Raw genomic sequence first — 14,103 nt, 5'->3', positions numbered from 1 at the left:
GGCCGGTGCCGGGCGGGCCGGGTAAAGCCCCGCCATAAAGATCGGGTCGTTGTCAGAGGTGGCCGGTAGGCTCGTAAGCACGATGACCGAGGACATGTCCCCTGCTGAGCGCTATGCCGCCGCCAAGCTCCGGGCGGCCGAGCAGGCCACCGCACTCGCCCCCTTCCGGGAGCTGTACGACTTCGAGCTGGACCCGTATCAGGTCGAGGCGTGCCAGGCCCTGGAGGCCGGTAAGGGCGTGCTGGTCGCCGCTCCCACCGGATCCGGCAAGACGATCGTCGGCGAATTCGCCGTCCACCTGGCCCTGGCGCAGGGCCGCAAATGCTTCTACACCACGCCCATCAAGGCGTTGTCCAACCAGAAGTTCCAGGACCTGGTCAAGCGTTACGGCCCCGAGAAGGTCGGCCTGCTGACCGGCGACAACAGTGTCAACGGCGATGCCCCGGTGATCGTGATGACCACCGAGGTCCTGCGGAACATGCTCTATGCGGGCTCGCAGTCGCTGCGGGGCCTGGGCTATGTGGTCATGGACGAGGTGCACTACCTCTCCGACCGGTTCCGCGGCGCCGTCTGGGAAGAGGTGATCATCCATCTTCCCGAGTCGGTGACGCTGGTGTCACTGTCCGCGACGGTCTCCAACGCCGAGGAGTTCGGGGACTGGCTGGACACGGTCCGCGGTGACACCGCGGTGATCGTCTCCGAGCACCGCCCGGTGCCCCTGTGGCAGCACGTCCTCGCGGGCCGCCGGATATACGACCTCTTCGAGGAGCGGGACGGGCAGAGCGGCGGCCGGCGGGAGGTCAACCCCGACCTGGAGCGGCTGGCGCGGATGGAGAACAGCCGGCCCACGTTCGGCCGCGACAAGCGCCGCGGGCGGAACATGCGTGAGGCGGACCGCGAGCGGGAGCGCCGCCAGCGGGCCCGGATCTGGACGCCGAGCCGGCCCGAGGTGATCGAGCGGCTCGACAACGAAGGGCTGCTGCCCGCCATCACCTTCATCTTCAGCCGCGCCGGGTGCGAGGCGGCCGTCCAGCAGTGCCTGTATTCGGGCCTGCGGCTCAACGACCAGGAGGGCCGTGAGCAGGTCCGCCGGATAGTGGAGGCCCGGACGGCCGGGATCCCGGACGACGACCTGCACGTGCTGGGCTACTTCGAGTGGCTGGAGGGCCTGGAGCGGGGCATCGCGGCGCACCACGCCGGCATGCTGCCGACGTTCAAGGAGGTCGTCGAGGAACTGTTCGTCAAGGGCCTGGTGAAGGCCGTCTTCGCCACCGAGACGCTGGCGCTGGGCATCAACATGCCCGCCCGGTCGGTGGTGTTGGAGAAGCTCGTCAAGTGGAACGGCGAGCAGCACGCCGACATCACCCCCGGCGAGTACACCCAGCTGACCGGCCGGGCCGGGCGCCGCGGGATCGACGTCGAGGGCCATGCGGTGGTGCTGTGGCAGCGCGGGATGAATCCCGGTGCGCTGGCCGGTCTCGCCGGGACGCGGACGTATCCGCTGCGCTCCTCGTTCAAGCCGTCGTACAACATGGCGGTCAATCTCGTCTCGCAGTTCGGGCGGCACCGTTCGCGGGAGCTGCTGGAGATGTCGTTCGCGCAGTTCCAGGCGGACAAGTCGGTGGTCGGAATCTCCCGGCAGGTGCAGAAGAACGAGGAGGGGCTGGCCGGCTACCGCGGCTCGATGGTCTGCCACCTCGGCGACTTCGAGGAATACTCCCGGCTGCGGCGGGAGTTGAAGGACCGCGAGACGGAGCTGGCCAAGCAGGGCGCGGTGCAGCGGCGGGCGGCGGCAGCGGCGGCGCTGGAGAAGCTGAAGCCCGGCGATGTCATCCATGTGCCGACGGGCAAGTACGCGGGGCTGGCGCTGGTGCTGGATCCGGGCATGCCCTCGGGGCGGACCAACGGCCACCGCGGCTTCGACGCCCAGGACGGGCCCCGGCCGCTGGTGCTGACCGCCGAGCGGCAGGTCAAGCGGCTGGCCTCGATCGATTTCCCGGTGCCGGTCACGGCGCTGGACCGGATGCGGATCCCGCGCACCTTCAACGCCCGCAGCCCGCAGTCGCGGCGCGATCTGGCGTCCGCACTGCGCACCAAGGCCGGTCATCTGGTGCCCTCGCGGCACCGCAAGCCGCGGACGGAGGCGGCCGACGACCGGGAGATCAGGCGGCTGCGGACGGAGATCCGGGCGCATCCCTGCCATGGCTGCGACGAGCGGGAGGACCACGCCCGCTGGGCGGAGCGCTATCACCGGCTGCTGCGGGACACCCGCCAGCTGGAGCGGCGCATCGAGGGGCGGACGAACACCATCGCGCGCACCTTCGACCGCATCTGCGCGCTGCTGACCGAGCTGGACTACCTCGAAGGCGACACCGTCACCGACGAGGGCCGCCGGCTGGCCCGGCTCTACGGCGAGCTGGACCTGCTGGCCAGCGAGTGCCTGCGGGCGGGGGTCTGGGAGGGCCTGGGCCCGGCGGAGCTGGCGGCCTGCGCCTCGGCGCTGGTGTACGAGGCGCGGCAGGCGGACGACGCGGTGGCGCCCAAGCTGCCGGCCGGCAAGGCGCGGGACGCGCTGGCGGAGATGGTCCACATCTGGGGCCGGCTGGACGCCCTGGAGGAGGACCACAAGATCAACCAGGCGGAGGGCGTCGGCCAGCGCGAACCGGACCTCGGCTTCGCCTGGGCCGCGTACCGCTGGGCCTCCGGCTTCGGCCTCGACGAGGTGCTCCAGGAGGCGGACATGCCCGCCGGCGACTTCGTCCGCTGGTGCAAGCAACTGGTGGACGTCCTCGGGCAGATCGCGGCGGCGGCGCCCGCCGAGGGCACGGTCGCGCGGTCCGCGCGCAAGGCCATGGACGGGGTGCTGCGCGGGGTCGTGGCGTACTCGTCGGTGGGCTAGCGGTGGCCCGCCGCCGGGCCTGCCGTCCGCCGCCGGGCCGTTGCGGCGCATCCCGCCGCGACGGCCCGGCACCACGGATACCGGGCTACGAAGCCCGCTCGGCCGCCGCCCGTTCCGCGTCCCGCTTGGCGACCTCTTCCCGGACGAGCGGGATGACGTAGCGGCCGAAGTCGACGGCGTCGTCGAGGAGGTCGTAGCCGCGGGCGGAGAGGATGCTCACGCCCAGGTCGTAGTAGTCCAGCAGCGCCCGGGCCACCGTCTCCGGCGTGCCGACCAGGGCCGTGGAGTTGCCGGCGCCGCCGGTCTCCGCGGCGGTCGGCGTCCACAGCGCACGGTCGTGTCGTTCACCCTCGGCGGCCACCGCCAGCAGCCGCTGCGATCCGGCGTTCTGAGGGTTCGTCAGCGGATGGCGGCGGCTCGGCGGGCCGCCCGCCGTGCGCGCCTTGATCCGGCCGAGGGTGCGGTGCGCCTTCTCCCAGGCCAGCTCCTCCGTGGGCGCGATGATCGGCCGGAAGGCGACCTGGATCCGGGGGACGTCGCCGCGGCCGGCCGCCTGCGCCGCCGCCTCGACCGAGGCGATCTGCTCGGCGGTCTGCGCCAGCGGCTCGCCCCACAGGCAGTAGATGTCCGCCTCGGCGCCGCCCGCCGCGTACGCCGCGGGGGAGGAGCCGCCGAACGAGACCCGTGGATGCGGCTGTTGGACGGGGAAGGTGTCGCTGACGAAGTCGTGGAAGCGGTAGTGCGTCCCCTCGTGGTCGAAGGGTTCATGGGTGGTCCAGATCTTCTTGACGATCCGGATGTACTCGCGGGTGCGGGCGTAGCGCTCGTCCTTGGTGAGGGTGTCGCCCTCGCGGCGCTGCTCGTGGTCGTTGCCGCCGGTGATGAAGTGGACGGCGAGCCGGCCGTCGCTGATGTGGTCCAGGGTGGCGAAGGTCTTCGCGGCGAACGTCGGGTACGAGACGTTCGGGCGGTGCGCCACCAGGATCTGGAGGGTGTCGGTCCGGGCGGCGACATACGCGGCGGCCGGGGAGGGGTCGGGGGAGCCGGATCCGTAGGCGAACAGGACCCGGTCCCAGCCGTGGTCCTCGTGGGCGCGGGCGAGCCGGAGCGTGTACTCCTTGTCGAAGGAGGCGCCGGAGCGGGGGGTGACTTCGGATCCGTCGTTGGTCGCGGCGATGCCGAGGAACTCGACAGGCATGGGTACGGCCTCGTCTTCTCGTGAAAAGTGCCTGGGTCTGGGGCGTGTCGAGAAGTCAGCGGCAACAGGAGGCGGACCACACCCGACCGAAGTCGATGTGGTCCCGGGTGACCAGCCGTTGCCGAGGTCGCATGCAGCCAGTGGAACAGGCGGATGTATGCGGCGTCAACCGTTTACCGGGCAAGGAACCGGCGCCGGGCCGGCGGGCAGCGCCTGGTTTGCCGGGGCCGCCCGGCGTAAATCTCTCCCTACGGAAGGTCCCCGCCCAAGGCACGACGCGACGCCTCGCAGCGAAAGGCCGCCGGTATGCCCGCAACCATGCCGCCGTCCCCGCCCGGCCCCGACGTCCGCTGCCAACTGCTGCTGCGCGGCGGGGTGTTGGTCGATCCGGAGCGCGGCGTGCCGGCGCCGGGCGAGGTGGCCGTGGCCGGCGGGCGGATCGCGGCGGTCGGTGCGCCCGGGACGCTGTCCGCGCCGGGTGCCGAGGTGTACGACGCGAGCGGGCTGCTGGTCGCCCCGGGGCTGATCGATCTGCACGTCCATGTCTACGACGGGGCGACGGATCTGGGGCTCCCGGCCGACCGGGCGGGGATCGAACGGGGCGTCACCACGGTTGTGGATGCCGGGAGTTGTGGCAGCGACCGGTGGGCGGACTTCGGCGCGTCCGTCGTCGCGCCGGCCGGTACCCGCGTACTGGGCTGGCTCAACGTCGCACGGCACGGGCTGGTCCGGGGGAGCGGTGAACTGGCCGGCGGTTCGGCCGATCTGGATCCCGAGGCCACCGCCGGTGTGCTGGTCCGGGCACGGGGGACGGTGCGCGGGATCAAGGTGCGGATGAGCCGCTCGGTGCTCGGCGGCAGCGGCCTGGCACCGCTGCGGGTCGCCCGCGAGGTGGCGCAGGCGTGCGGGGTGCCGGTGATGGTGCACGTGGGGAACGCGCCGCCGGAACTGGGTGCGGTGCTGGATCTGCTCGGGCCGGGCGATGTGGTCACCCATGCGTTCCACGGGAAGGCCGGCGGGCTGTTCGGGGGCGGCCCGGAGCCCCTGCCGCAGGTGCGGGCGGCGCTGGAGCGGGGTGTCCGCCTCGATGTGGGGCACGGCAGTGCGAGCTTCGCGTTCGGCACGGCGGAACGGGCGCTGGCGGCGGGCATCCGCCCGTACACCATCAGTACCGACCTCCACCGGCACAACGCGGCGGGGCCCGTGCACGACCTGACCATGACGATGGGCAAGCTGCTCGCGCTGGGCATGCCGCTGCCGGAGGTGATCCGCTGCGTCACCCTGCATCCGGCCGAAGTGCTCGGGCTGCGCGGGGAGTTGGGAACGCTGCGGGTCGGGGCGGTGGCGGATCTGACCGTGCTGGCGGAACGGGCGGCGGGCGGGCCGCGGTGGCTGGTCGACGCGGCGGGGGAGCGTCGGCCGGTGCGGCGGTGGCCGGTGCCGGTCGCGGCCGTACGGGCGGGGCGGCTGGTGCCGGTGCGCGGGGCCGCCGTATGACGGGTGCGGAGCGGGCCGCCGGCCTGGTCGAGCGGCTGGCCGCCGCGGTCGCCGCGAGCGGCGACCCGGTGCGGGAGGCGGACCGCCGGGACCTCGCCCGGCTGCTCCCGCTGATCGCGGAGCGGGCCGCCGCGGAGCGGCTCGCGTTCGACGACGAGCGCGGGCTGGCGCTGGCCGTGCACGCCCTCGGGTTCGTCCGGCGGGTGCGGTCCGGCGCGCACCTCGACGCGCTGGACGCGGCCCTGGCCGAGGAACTCGCGCCGCGGCTGCTGACCGCCGCCCGTACGGCCATCGACGCGTACTGCGCGCCCCTCGGCTTCCGCGCCCGGGATGCCGAAGTCCTGCTGCTGGCACTGCACCTGGCGATGGCGCGGCCGTACCGGCCGGGTGATCGGCCGACTCCACCACAAGGGAGCACCGCATGACAGTCAAGATCGTGATCGGGCACCGGCTCGGCAAGGGCCAGGCGGTCGCCGACGGCATCCGGGCGGCCGGCGCCGTACCGGTGCTGATCCCGGGGCCGGGTGCGGACATGAAGGTCGGCGAGGTGATGGCCGCCGAGGGGGCGGCGCTGGGGATCTCGTTCTGCGGGAGCGGCGGCGCCGGGGCGGTGACCGCCCGGACCCGGTACGGGCACGACATCGCGTTCGGGCTGCGCTCGGCACAGGCCGGGGTCACCGCCGTCCAGGAGGGCCGTACGGTGCTCGGCTTCGGGTTCCTGGACACCGCGGAGCTGGGCTTCGCGGTGGCCGAGGCGCTGCTGCGGAGGCTGGGGGACCCGGCGTGACGGAGGAGCGGCGCACGGTCCGGGTCAGCGGCGGCGGGCCGACCCGGGAGCGGGCGTTCGCCGCCGCGCTGCGGGAGGTCGCCGCGGCGGTCGGCAGGGCCGTGGACGGGGTCTGCTACCGGGTGGAGCCGCTGGCCGTAGAGGTGGTCTCGGCGGTCGAACACCGGTGGACGGAACGGTTCCTGGGACTGCTGTTCCCCCGGGAGCGCCGGCGGTACGAGCTGACGCTGCGGATCGAGGTGCGGGTCGCCGCACTCGATCCGGACGCCATCGCGTTCACCGTCCGCGAGGAGCGGCTGACGCCCCTTCAGCATGCGCTCCGCATGCGGTGAGGACACCCGTATGGTCAGGACACCCCTGTGAGCGGCCTCCTGTACGCCGTCGGGGACACCGCCGTGGCCGCCGCGCCGGGCCGGACGCTCACCGTCGCGCTGGAGTCGATGGTCATCGGCGCGCTGATCGGCTTCGGGGCGGGCGCCGGCGTGGCCCGGATGTTCCATGCGCCCACCGTCCAGGGCATGGGCGCCTTCCGCACCCTGGGCGAGCTGAACGCCTGCGAGAACGACCCGGTCGCGCACTTCTCCTTCGGGCTCGGCTTCTTCTTCCACGCCTGGGCGAGCGCCGTCGGCACCGGTGCGCTGACCTCGGACGTGGACCATCGGATCGTTCCGCACTGGGCGGCGGCGCTGTCGACGGCCCGGCGCGGTGGCCGGGAGGCCGCCGGGACGCTGCACGACCCGCGGCGGATGGCGGTGGTCGGGGCGGCCGTCGGCCTCGTCCTGGTGACCGTGCTGAACACCACCGCGGCGGCCGTTCCGCACTCCCTCCAGCAGGTCGCCGCGGGTGTCCTCGGGCCGGCGTCGCAGTGGCTGATCAACCCGGTGATGCCGATCGTCTTCTGGATGGCGGCAGTTGACGCCGGGCGGCGGACCGGCGGCTGGGGCACCGCGCTCGGCGGGCTGGCGCAGGTGGTGATGGGCAACGCGGTGCCCGGCATCGTGCTCGGCATCGTCGTCGGCAGGGGCGTCGACGAACTGGGCTGGACCAGGACGACCAGGGTGCTGTGCGCGGCGGTGGTGGCGTTGTTCGCGGCCGGCGCGGTGCTGCGCGGTGCCGACCTCCAGCTGCTGCGCCAGCTGCACGCCGAGGTACCGGGGTGGCTGCGGCGGCTGCACGACGCCATCGGCGGCGGACCGGCGAGGTGAGGGGAGCCACGAGGAAGCCATGAGGAAGCCATGAGGACGTCATGAGGAAGAGGAAGAGGCCGCGGGACGCCTCCGGCGAGGGGAGTCTCTGGCTCTCCGAAGGGGCCTTTCCGCTCTTCGCGGCGTGCCTGGCGGCGGGCATCTTCGCCGGGACGCAGCTGTATTACGTCCACCGCACCGGCACCTTCAGCGATATCGCGGTCACCGCGCTGCTCAAGGCCGGTATGGACACCGGGAGTTACGGCGCGGCGGCGGCCTTCGGCGCGGGCTTCCTCTTCGCCCGGGTCATCGAGGGACCGATGGTCGGGATCCTGGACATCGGCGGCTCCCTCCAGACTGGCGTCGGCATCGGGATCCCCGCGATGCTGCTGGCGGCCGGTATCACCGCCCCGCTGGAGCACTTCTGGCTGGCGGTGCCCACCGGGGCCGTGCTGGGCGCGCTGATCGGCGCGGTCGTCCTCGCCGTCCGCCGGGCCACGGTGCATTCCCCGGGCGGCGGCGGATCGACCTTCGGGGCCGACGTGATGATGGGCGCCGGCAATGCCGCGGGGCGGTACCTCGGCCCGCTCGTCATCATCGCCGCGGCCACCGCGTCGCTTCCCGTGGGCCTGGGCGCCACGCTCGGGGCGGCGCTCTTCTACCGGTGGCGCAAGCCGCTCACCGGTGGGGCGATCCTCGGTGCGATGGTTCTCGGGGTGTTCTTCCCGATCACGGGGAAGTGAGGGAGGAGGCACCGGAGTTGGACCGGCCCGGTCGCCTCGGTGCGCCGGTGCCGGCCGGGACCGGTCGTGCCGGCCGGGACCGGTCGTGCCCGTGCCGGCCGGGACCGGCGCACCGCTCACCACCGCTGACGGAAGGCACCCCACCATGAGCACCCTCCACGAGGACCTGGGCGTCACCCCCGCCATCAACGCCGCCGGCAAGCTGACCGTGCTGGGCGGCAGCAGGCTCGACGAGGCGGTGATCGCCGCGATGGGCGAGGCGGCCCGCAGCCATGTGGTGATGGACGATCTGCTGGTCGCCGCGGGCCGGGAGCTGGCCCGCGCCACCGGTACCGAGGACGCCTGCCCCACCACCGGCGCCGCCGCCGGGATCGCCATCGCGGTCGCCGCGCTGGTCGCCGGTACGGACCCGGCGCGCGTCGAGCGGCTGCCGGACGCCGGCGACGCCCCCGCCGAGGTGGTGCTCCAGAAAGGGCACGCGGTCCACTTCGGCGCCCCGCTGACCCAGATGATCGCGCTGGGCGGCGGCCGTCCGGTGGAGGTCGGCAGCGTCAACACGGTGCGTCCGGAGCATCTTTCGGCCGCCGTCACCGAGCGCACCGCCGCGCTGCTGTACGTCCGGTCGCACCACGCGGTGCGCAGCGGGGAGGTGCCGCTGGAGACGGTGGTGGCCCTCGGGCGGGCGCACGGTGTGCCGGTGATCGTGGACGCGGCGGCCGAGGAGGACCTGCGGTACTGGCCGGCCACCGGCGCCGACCTGGTCGTCTACAGCGGCGGCAAGGCCATCGGCGGCCCCACCTCCGGACTGATCTGCGGACGGGCGGAGTTGATCGCCGCCTGCCGCGCCCAGTACGGCGGCATCGGCCGCCCCATGAAGGTGAGCAAGGAGGCCGTGTTCGGCCTCGTCCGGGCGGTGCGGGCGTACGAGGAGGCCGGCGGCGCGGACGCGGCCGGCCGGGCGGCGGGGCAGCAGGCGCGGATGGCGCGGCTGGCGGCGCGGCTGGACGGGCTGCCGGGGGTGTCGGCCCGGGTCGTGGCGGACCCGGCCGGGCGGGGCATCCACCGCGCCGAGCTGACCGTCGATCCGGAGGCGGCGGGGCGGGACGCGGCGGGCCTGGCGGCGGCGGCCCCCCCGCCGATCTTCCTGCGGGGGCATGACATGGCCGCCGGACGGCTGGCCGTCGATCCGCGCCCGCTGACGGCCGACGAGGAGGAGCAGGTGGTGGCGCGGCTCACCGGGATCCTGACCTGGGCCGCGCCGGGGACCCGACCGGACGCCGCGGACGAGGCGGTGGAGCGCCGCCTGGTCGTCACCGAGCCGGCCGGGCTGCACGCCCGCCCCGCCGCCGTCTTCGCGCAGACCGCGGGCCGGAGCGCGGCGGTGGTGACCGTCCGCCGCGCCCGGCCGGGGCCCGGTCCCGGGGACGACGCCCGGGAGGTCTCGGCGCGCAGTGTGCTGTCGCTGATGTCGATCGGCATCCGGTGCGGCGAGGAGATCGTGCTCAGCGCCCGGGGTCCCGAGGCGGAGCGGACACTGGCGGAACTGGCCGAGATCGTGGCGCCGCGGCCCCGCTGACCGCCCCGGCCCGCCGCCGTACCACCGCCCGCAGGCCCAGGAAGACCAGGACGCCGAAGGGGGAGAGCAGCACGGTCAGGACCAGCAGCGGGCCCGTCACCAGCGGGTGGATGCCGAGCCTGCGGGCCTCCCGGTACATCCACTGGCCCAGGAACAGATCCCAGGCGATCAGCTGCGCCCAGATCGCGCCCGCCCCGCCGCCGAGCGCCAGCAGCTTCTGGAAGCCGGCCAGGTCCGGGCGGCTCACCGCCGCCCACAGCTGCGGGAACACCGGTACAGCCAGGGCGAGATAGACGCCGATGACCGGGACCACGGTCAGCGGTGAGGCGGCGATCCGGTCGGTCCAGCGGCGGCCGGGGACCAGGATCAGCAGTGCCCAGAACGGTGCCGCGAGAGCGAACGCCAGGTTGAAGAGGACGCTGTCGTTCATGCGGCCAACTCCTGGGCGGTGGCGGGGCGTTCCGAGCCTGGGACGGGCAGGCGCAGGGCCGCGCCGGCGGCTGCCGCGGTGGCCGCGAGGAGCGCGCCGAGCGCGCCGAGGGTGGCCGCGTCGGGGTGGATCAGGGCCTGGCCGCGCAGCGCCTGCCAGGTGACGAGGGCGAGCAGCCCGGCGGTGAAGCCGGCCGCGGTCAGGACCAGGCGCAGCCGTACCCGGTCGTGCCGCCGCCGGGGGAGGCGGCGGGCCGGCGCCTCGATCCCGTAGCGGAAGAAGGGGAGGGCCTGGAGGGCGTGCATCCCGACGAAGTGCGGGATGCGCAGATCGCCCCCGGTGGTGTTCCAGCCGGTCAGCGGCATGGCCGGGCCGCCGTCGGGGACACCGACGCTGTGCGCGCCCGTCGGGCGATCCGGACGGTCTGCCGGAGGCCCGGCGCACGATCGCGGAGCTGATCGAGCGGCGCGGCTGGCGGGTCGAGGACGGCCATCCGGCCGCCGAGACGATGGCCGTCGCACTGGCCACCCTCCGGGACCTCGGGCAGGGCGCCTACGAGGAGGTGCTCGACGACTACGCCGACGCGTGCGAGCGGATCGCCGCCGCCGACCTGGCGTACGTGGGGCGCAACGCGGACGTCGAGGGACGGGTGGAGAGCGTGGTCGTGGGGACCGTGGTGGGTGATGCGGTGCTCACCGCGATGCGGCGGCTGGCGCACGTGGACCGCTCGGCGCGGCGCCACGAGGCGCGGCTGGCGGCCGGGCCGGAGGGGAAGAAGAGCGGCGCGGCCCGGAGTTGAGCCGCGCCGCGGAGGGGAGAGACGGCGGGAAAAGGGTCAGGAGGCGAGCGTCGCCGGGGTCTCCTGCTCGGCCTCCACCTGCTGGTTCCACTCGCGCTTGCCGGCCTGCCAGCCGTCCTCGTCCTGGCCGGTACGCCAGTATCCGGAGATCGACAGATCCTCGCGCGGGACGCCGTGCTCGACCCGCAGCAGCCGGCGCAGCTCCTTGACGAAGCCCGCCTCGCCGTGGACGAACGCCTGGACCCGGCCCGCCGGGAACTCCAACGCCCGTACGGCGGCGACCAGTTCCCGGCCGACCGGGGCGGCGCCGCGGTGCAGCCAGGTGATCTGGGCGCCGGCCGGAGCGGTCAGCTCCTGCTGCTCCTCCGGGCCCGCGACCTCGATGAAGGCGTGCACCAGGGAGTCCGCGGGCATGCCGGCGAGCGCCGCCGCGACGGCCGGCAGGGCGCTTTCGTCGCCGGCCAGCAGATGCCAGTCGGCGGTGGCGTCCGGGGCGTAGGCGCCGCCCGGACCGAGGAAGCGGATCTCGTCGCCGGGCCGGGCGGCCACCGCCCACGGCCCGGCCAGGCCGGCGTCCCCGTGCACGACGAAGTCCACCGCGAGCTCGCACGCCGCCGGGTCCCAGGAGCGCACCGTGTACGTACGCGTCCTGGGCCACTGGTTGCGCGGCAGGTCGGCCCGGATCCGGGCCATGTCGAACGGCTCCGGGTAGCGGATGTGCGGCAGCGGGAAGACCAGCTTGATGTAGTGGTCGGTGTACTCGCCGGCGGCGAACGCCGCCAGCCCCTCGCCGCCCAGGACCACCCGCACCATGTGCGGGCTCAGCCGTTCGGTGCGCCGCACCCGGGCGCGGTGGAGGGTGGGTGTTCGGCGGGCCGGACGCTCTGCTGCCACGGCAATCTCCCCTGACGCGGTCGACGACGGGGCGGCCCCGCTGGGTGAACCCCGCTTGTTAGGTTTGCCTAACTTAACAGCTCACCGGGGGAGCGCGTCGAGCAACCGCTGCAATGCGCCACCCAGCCCCCACCGGGCGGCCAGCGCCTCCAGCCGCTCCGGGTCCGCCGGCTCGCCGGGCAGCGCCAGGTCGACGTCCGGAACCGGTACGTCGGTGGCCACCCGGACCACCCGCGGTGCGACGTCCAGGTAGGCGCCCGCCTCGGTGAGCCGGGTGCGCTGCGCCGGGGTGATCCTGCTGGCCGGATCGGCGGCGGCGGCCCTGATCCCGGCCAGGTCGCCGTACGCGTCCAGCAGCTTGGCCGCGGTCTTCTCGCCGATGCCCACCACCCCCGGCAGACCGTCGCTGGGGTCGCCGCGCAGCAGCGCGAGATCCGCGTAACCGGGGCCGTCCACCCCGTACTTCGCGCGCAGCAGCGCCCCGTCGGTGACCTGGAGGGTGCCGACGCCCTTGAGGGGATACAGGACGCGGATGCCGCGGGCGTCGTCGACGAGCTGGAAGAGGTCGCGGTCGCCGGTGACGATGTCGACCGGGCCCCGGGCCCGCGCGGCCAGGGTGCCGATGACGTCGTCGGCCTCGTAGCCGGCCGCGCCGATCCGGGCGATGCCGAGCGCGTCGAGGACGTCCTCGATCACCGGGACCTGCGGGGAGAGGGTGTCCGGAATCTCTTCCTCGTCCGGCTCCGCGGAGCCCGCGGGGGCCTCCTCGGCGACCCGGTGCGCCTTGTACGACGGGATCAGGTCGACCCGCCACTGGGGGCGCCAGTCGAAGTCCATGCAGGCGACCAGATCGTCGGGGTGGTGGTCCTGGACGAGCCGGGCGATGAAGTCCAGCAGACCGCGTACCGCGTTCACCGGGGTGCCGTCCGGGGCCGTGACCGATTCCGGTACCCCGAAATAGGCGCGGAAGTACAGAGAGGCGGTGTCGAGGAGCATCAGGCGTCGATTCACACCCCGCATGATGCCGTATGCCCCAAACGCGACCTCCCGGTGGACCGGGCCCACCACAAGCAGGAGCCCGTCGCCGTCGTCCTGTGGTCCCCGCACCGGGCGTACGGCAAGTACCACCTCACCAAGCTCGCCGACCCGAAGGGCACATGGGGCGCCAACGACCAGATCAGGACGCTCGGCAACAAGAGCCTCCCGAAGAAGTTCCCGGAGTTCCACGGCTGGCCGAAGAACTGGAAGATGACCGCCGACGAGCTCGGCAGCCTGGAGCAGGACATCCAGGAGGCCGGCAAGAGCAACGAGAACAAGGGCGTCGAGAAGTGGATCGGCGACCACCCGGGCATCGTCGACACGATCGCCCCGGTCATGTAGCACCGTTCAAGTAGCCCCGGTCCACGGGCATTGGGCCGGCGAGCCCGCCCTGTCAGCAGCCGGCGGCGGGGCTCGCCGGTTTCACCTGACCGGCCGCGCCCGCCTGGCCCGGTGCCGCGGCCGGTGGTTCGCTCGCCCTGTGCCGGTGTGCGTCCCCGGCGGCCGGAGGGGCCGCGGCCGGCCGGCCCGGGAGCTGAAAGTGAAGCCTGCGCACCTGTCCGCCGCCGTCCTGATCAGTGCCGTCGCCCTCGGCGCGACCGCGCCCGGCGCGGCGGCCCGGGTCGCACCGAATCCGGTGGCGGCCGGGGAGCGGATCACGATCAGCGACGGCCGGCGGTGCGGCACGGCCCACGACGTCCGGGCGGTCTCCCGGCTGTTCGGTTCGGTGCCGCTGCGGCCGGGCGCCCACGGGATGGCCACCGACATCCGGATCGCCCGCCGGGCGGTGCCGGGCCGCTACCGGGTGACCGTCGAATGCGCACCGGGCGGCCCCCGGCACACCGAAACCCTCCTGGTGAGCCGCGGCTGGGCAGAGGGCGTCGACGCGACCCAGGCCGCCGGCGGGCTGGCCCTGCTGACGTTGGCGGGCGGGGCGGCGTATCTGCTGCGGCGAACGGGGGCCGGCCGCTAGGCCGTTCCGCTGCGCTTTGCCTGCGCCCCACGTTGTCGGCCGTCCCGCCGTTCCGCTGCGCTTTGCCGCGCCCGACGTTGTCGGC

General features: G+C 74.1%; 15 protein-coding genes and 1 pseudogene. 11 read left to right on the top strand and 5 right to left on the bottom strand.

The annotated features are described in order from the left end of the window. The first annotated feature begins 82 nt into the window (after window positions 1-82). Window positions 83-2,899 (top strand): DEAD/DEAH box helicase, encoded by a 2,817-nt coding sequence (locus tag RZ84_RS07370; RefSeq protein WP_043263613.1) that lies wholly within the window; start codon window positions 83-85, stop codon window positions 2,897-2,899. Window positions 2,900-2,984: 85 nt separating this feature from the next. On the opposite strand, the gene RZ84_RS07365 is transcribed toward RZ84_RS07370, so the two are convergent. After that, the gene (locus RZ84_RS07365; protein ID WP_043263612.1) at window positions 2,985-4,097 is read right to left on the bottom strand and encodes an LLM class flavin-dependent oxidoreductase; all 1,113 of its coding nucleotides are present in this window, start codon (window positions 4,095-4,097) and stop codon (window positions 2,985-2,987) included. 306 nt (window positions 4,098-4,403) lie between these two features. Here RZ84_RS07365 and RZ84_RS07360 point away from each other — a divergent pair, with 306 nt between their 5' ends. The 7 genes from RZ84_RS07360 to RZ84_RS07330 all read left to right on the top strand — a co-directional run bounded on the left by RZ84_RS07360 (window position 4,404) and on the right by RZ84_RS07330 (window position 9,884). Beyond that, window positions 4,404-5,594: an amidohydrolase/deacetylase family metallohydrolase gene (locus RZ84_RS07360; RefSeq protein WP_078893619.1), complete on the top strand. Its 1,191-nt coding sequence runs from the start codon at window positions 4,404-4,406 to the stop codon at window positions 5,592-5,594. Further along, window positions 5,591-6,019 carry a hypothetical protein gene (locus RZ84_RS07355; RefSeq protein ID WP_043263610.1) on the top strand — a complete coding sequence of 143 codons (429 nt, stop codon included), beginning with the start codon at window positions 5,591-5,593 and terminating at the stop codon, window positions 6,017-6,019. The genes RZ84_RS07360 and RZ84_RS07355 overlap by 4 nt, the downstream gene beginning before the upstream one ends. Continuing rightward, entirely contained in the window at window positions 6,016-6,381 is a 366-nt protein-coding gene (locus tag RZ84_RS07350; RefSeq protein ID WP_043263609.1) for an SFCGS family glycine-rich protein, read from the top strand. Before RZ84_RS07355 ends, RZ84_RS07350 begins: the two co-directional genes overlap by 4 nt. Beyond that, entirely contained in the window at window positions 6,378-6,713 is a 336-nt protein-coding gene (locus RZ84_RS07345; protein WP_043263608.1) for a DUF4312 family protein, read from the top strand. Before RZ84_RS07350 ends, RZ84_RS07345 begins: the two co-directional genes overlap by 4 nt. Before the next feature lie 27 nt (window positions 6,714-6,740). Continuing rightward, window positions 6,741-7,586, top strand: a complete 846-nt coding sequence (locus RZ84_RS07340; protein WP_198539950.1) for a DUF4311 domain-containing protein — start codon at window positions 6,741-6,743, stop codon at window positions 7,584-7,586. A gap of 41 nt (window positions 7,587-7,627) precedes the next feature. Further along, the gene (locus tag RZ84_RS07335) at window positions 7,628-8,308 is read left to right on the top strand and encodes a DUF4310 family protein (protein WP_043263607.1); all 681 of its coding nucleotides are present in this window, start codon (window positions 7,628-7,630) and stop codon (window positions 8,306-8,308) included. Between the two features lie 145 nt (window positions 8,309-8,453). Next, the gene (locus RZ84_RS07330) at window positions 8,454-9,884 is read left to right on the top strand and encodes an HPr family phosphocarrier protein (protein WP_063772665.1); all 1,431 of its coding nucleotides are present in this window, start codon (window positions 8,454-8,456) and stop codon (window positions 9,882-9,884) included. On the opposite strand, the gene RZ84_RS07325 is transcribed toward RZ84_RS07330, so the two are convergent. Beyond that, window positions 9,811-10,314: an ABA4-like family protein gene (locus tag RZ84_RS07325; protein ID WP_052229817.1), complete on the bottom strand. Its 504-nt coding sequence runs from the start codon at window positions 10,312-10,314 to the stop codon at window positions 9,811-9,813. The two genes, RZ84_RS07330 and RZ84_RS07325, sit on opposite strands and share 74 nt — an antisense overlap. After that, window positions 10,311-10,718, bottom strand: a pseudogene (locus RZ84_RS07320) (hypothetical protein); the annotation flags it as partial. The gene RZ84_RS07325 and the pseudogene RZ84_RS07320, both read right to left, overlap by 4 nt. Window positions 10,719-10,822: 104 nt before the next feature. On the opposite strand from RZ84_RS07320, the gene RZ84_RS34960 reads away from it, so the two are divergent. Then, a complete protein-coding gene (locus RZ84_RS34960) occupies window positions 10,823-11,113 on the top strand; it encodes a hypothetical protein (RefSeq protein WP_052229816.1) in 291 nt (96 codons plus the stop codon). Window positions 11,114-11,149: 36 nt separating this feature from the next. Here the strand turns inward: RZ84_RS34960 and RZ84_RS07310 are convergent, their stop codons facing one another. Both RZ84_RS07310 and RZ84_RS07305 read right to left on the bottom strand, forming a co-directional pair. Continuing rightward, complete coding sequence (locus RZ84_RS07310; RefSeq protein WP_043263606.1) at window positions 11,150-12,007, bottom strand: siderophore-interacting protein; 858 nt, start codon at window positions 12,005-12,007, stop codon at window positions 11,150-11,152. Window positions 12,008-12,088: 81 nt separating this feature from the next. Beyond that, window positions 12,089-13,003 (bottom strand): 5'-3' exonuclease, encoded by a 915-nt coding sequence (locus RZ84_RS07305; RefSeq protein ID WP_043263605.1) that lies wholly within the window; start codon window positions 13,001-13,003, stop codon window positions 12,089-12,091. Window positions 13,004-13,057: 54 nt separating this feature from the next. Here RZ84_RS07305 and RZ84_RS07300 point away from each other — a divergent pair, with 54 nt between their 5' ends. Continuing rightward, window positions 13,058-13,387 (top strand): glycine betaine ABC transporter substrate-binding protein, encoded by a 330-nt coding sequence (locus RZ84_RS07300; RefSeq protein ID WP_043263604.1) that lies wholly within the window; start codon window positions 13,058-13,060, stop codon window positions 13,385-13,387. A 199-nt stretch (window positions 13,388-13,586) separates the two neighbouring features. Further along, a complete protein-coding gene (locus RZ84_RS37965) occupies window positions 13,587-14,018 on the top strand; it encodes a hypothetical protein (RefSeq protein ID WP_241777614.1) in 432 nt (143 codons plus the stop codon). Window positions 14,019-14,103 lie beyond the last annotated feature (85 nt).

This window comes from Streptomyces sp. CT34 (genome assembly GCF_000805335.1).
GTDB lineage: Bacteria > Actinomycetota > Actinomycetes > Streptomycetales > Streptomycetaceae > Streptomyces.
This window is presented reverse-complemented; position numbering and strand designations above follow the sequence as displayed.

Excerpts from the sequence above, each read along its gene's own strand:
- RZ84_RS07305 (WP_043263605.1), bottom strand. The coding sequence starts at position 13,003 with ATGCTCCTCGACACCGCCTCTCTGTACTTCCGCGCCTATTTCGGGGTA.
- RZ84_RS07325 (WP_052229817.1), bottom strand. The coding sequence starts at position 10,314 with ATGAACGACAGCGTCCTCTTCAACCTGGCGTTCGCTCTCGCGGCACCG.
- RZ84_RS07335 (WP_043263607.1), top strand. The coding sequence starts at position 7,628 with ATGAGGAAGAGGAAGAGGCCGCGGGACGCCTCCGGCGAGGGGAGTCTC.
- RZ84_RS07370 (WP_043263613.1), top strand. The coding sequence starts at position 83 with ATGACCGAGGACATGTCCCCTGCTGAGCGCTATGCCGCCGCCAAGCTC.
- RZ84_RS34960 (WP_052229816.1), top strand. The coding sequence starts at position 10,823 with ATGGCCGTCGCACTGGCCACCCTCCGGGACCTCGGGCAGGGCGCCTAC.
- RZ84_RS07365 (WP_043263612.1), bottom strand. The coding sequence starts at position 4,097 with ATGCCTGTCGAGTTCCTCGGCATCGCCGCGACCAACGACGGATCCGAA.
- RZ84_RS07360 (WP_078893619.1), top strand. The coding sequence starts at position 4,404 with ATGCCCGCAACCATGCCGCCGTCCCCGCCCGGCCCCGACGTCCGCTGC.
- RZ84_RS07355 (WP_043263610.1), top strand. The coding sequence starts at position 5,591 with ATGACGGGTGCGGAGCGGGCCGCCGGCCTGGTCGAGCGGCTGGCCGCC.
- RZ84_RS07330 (WP_063772665.1), top strand. The coding sequence starts at position 8,454 with ATGAGCACCCTCCACGAGGACCTGGGCGTCACCCCCGCCATCAACGCC.
- RZ84_RS07350 (WP_043263609.1), top strand. The coding sequence starts at position 6,016 with ATGACAGTCAAGATCGTGATCGGGCACCGGCTCGGCAAGGGCCAGGCG.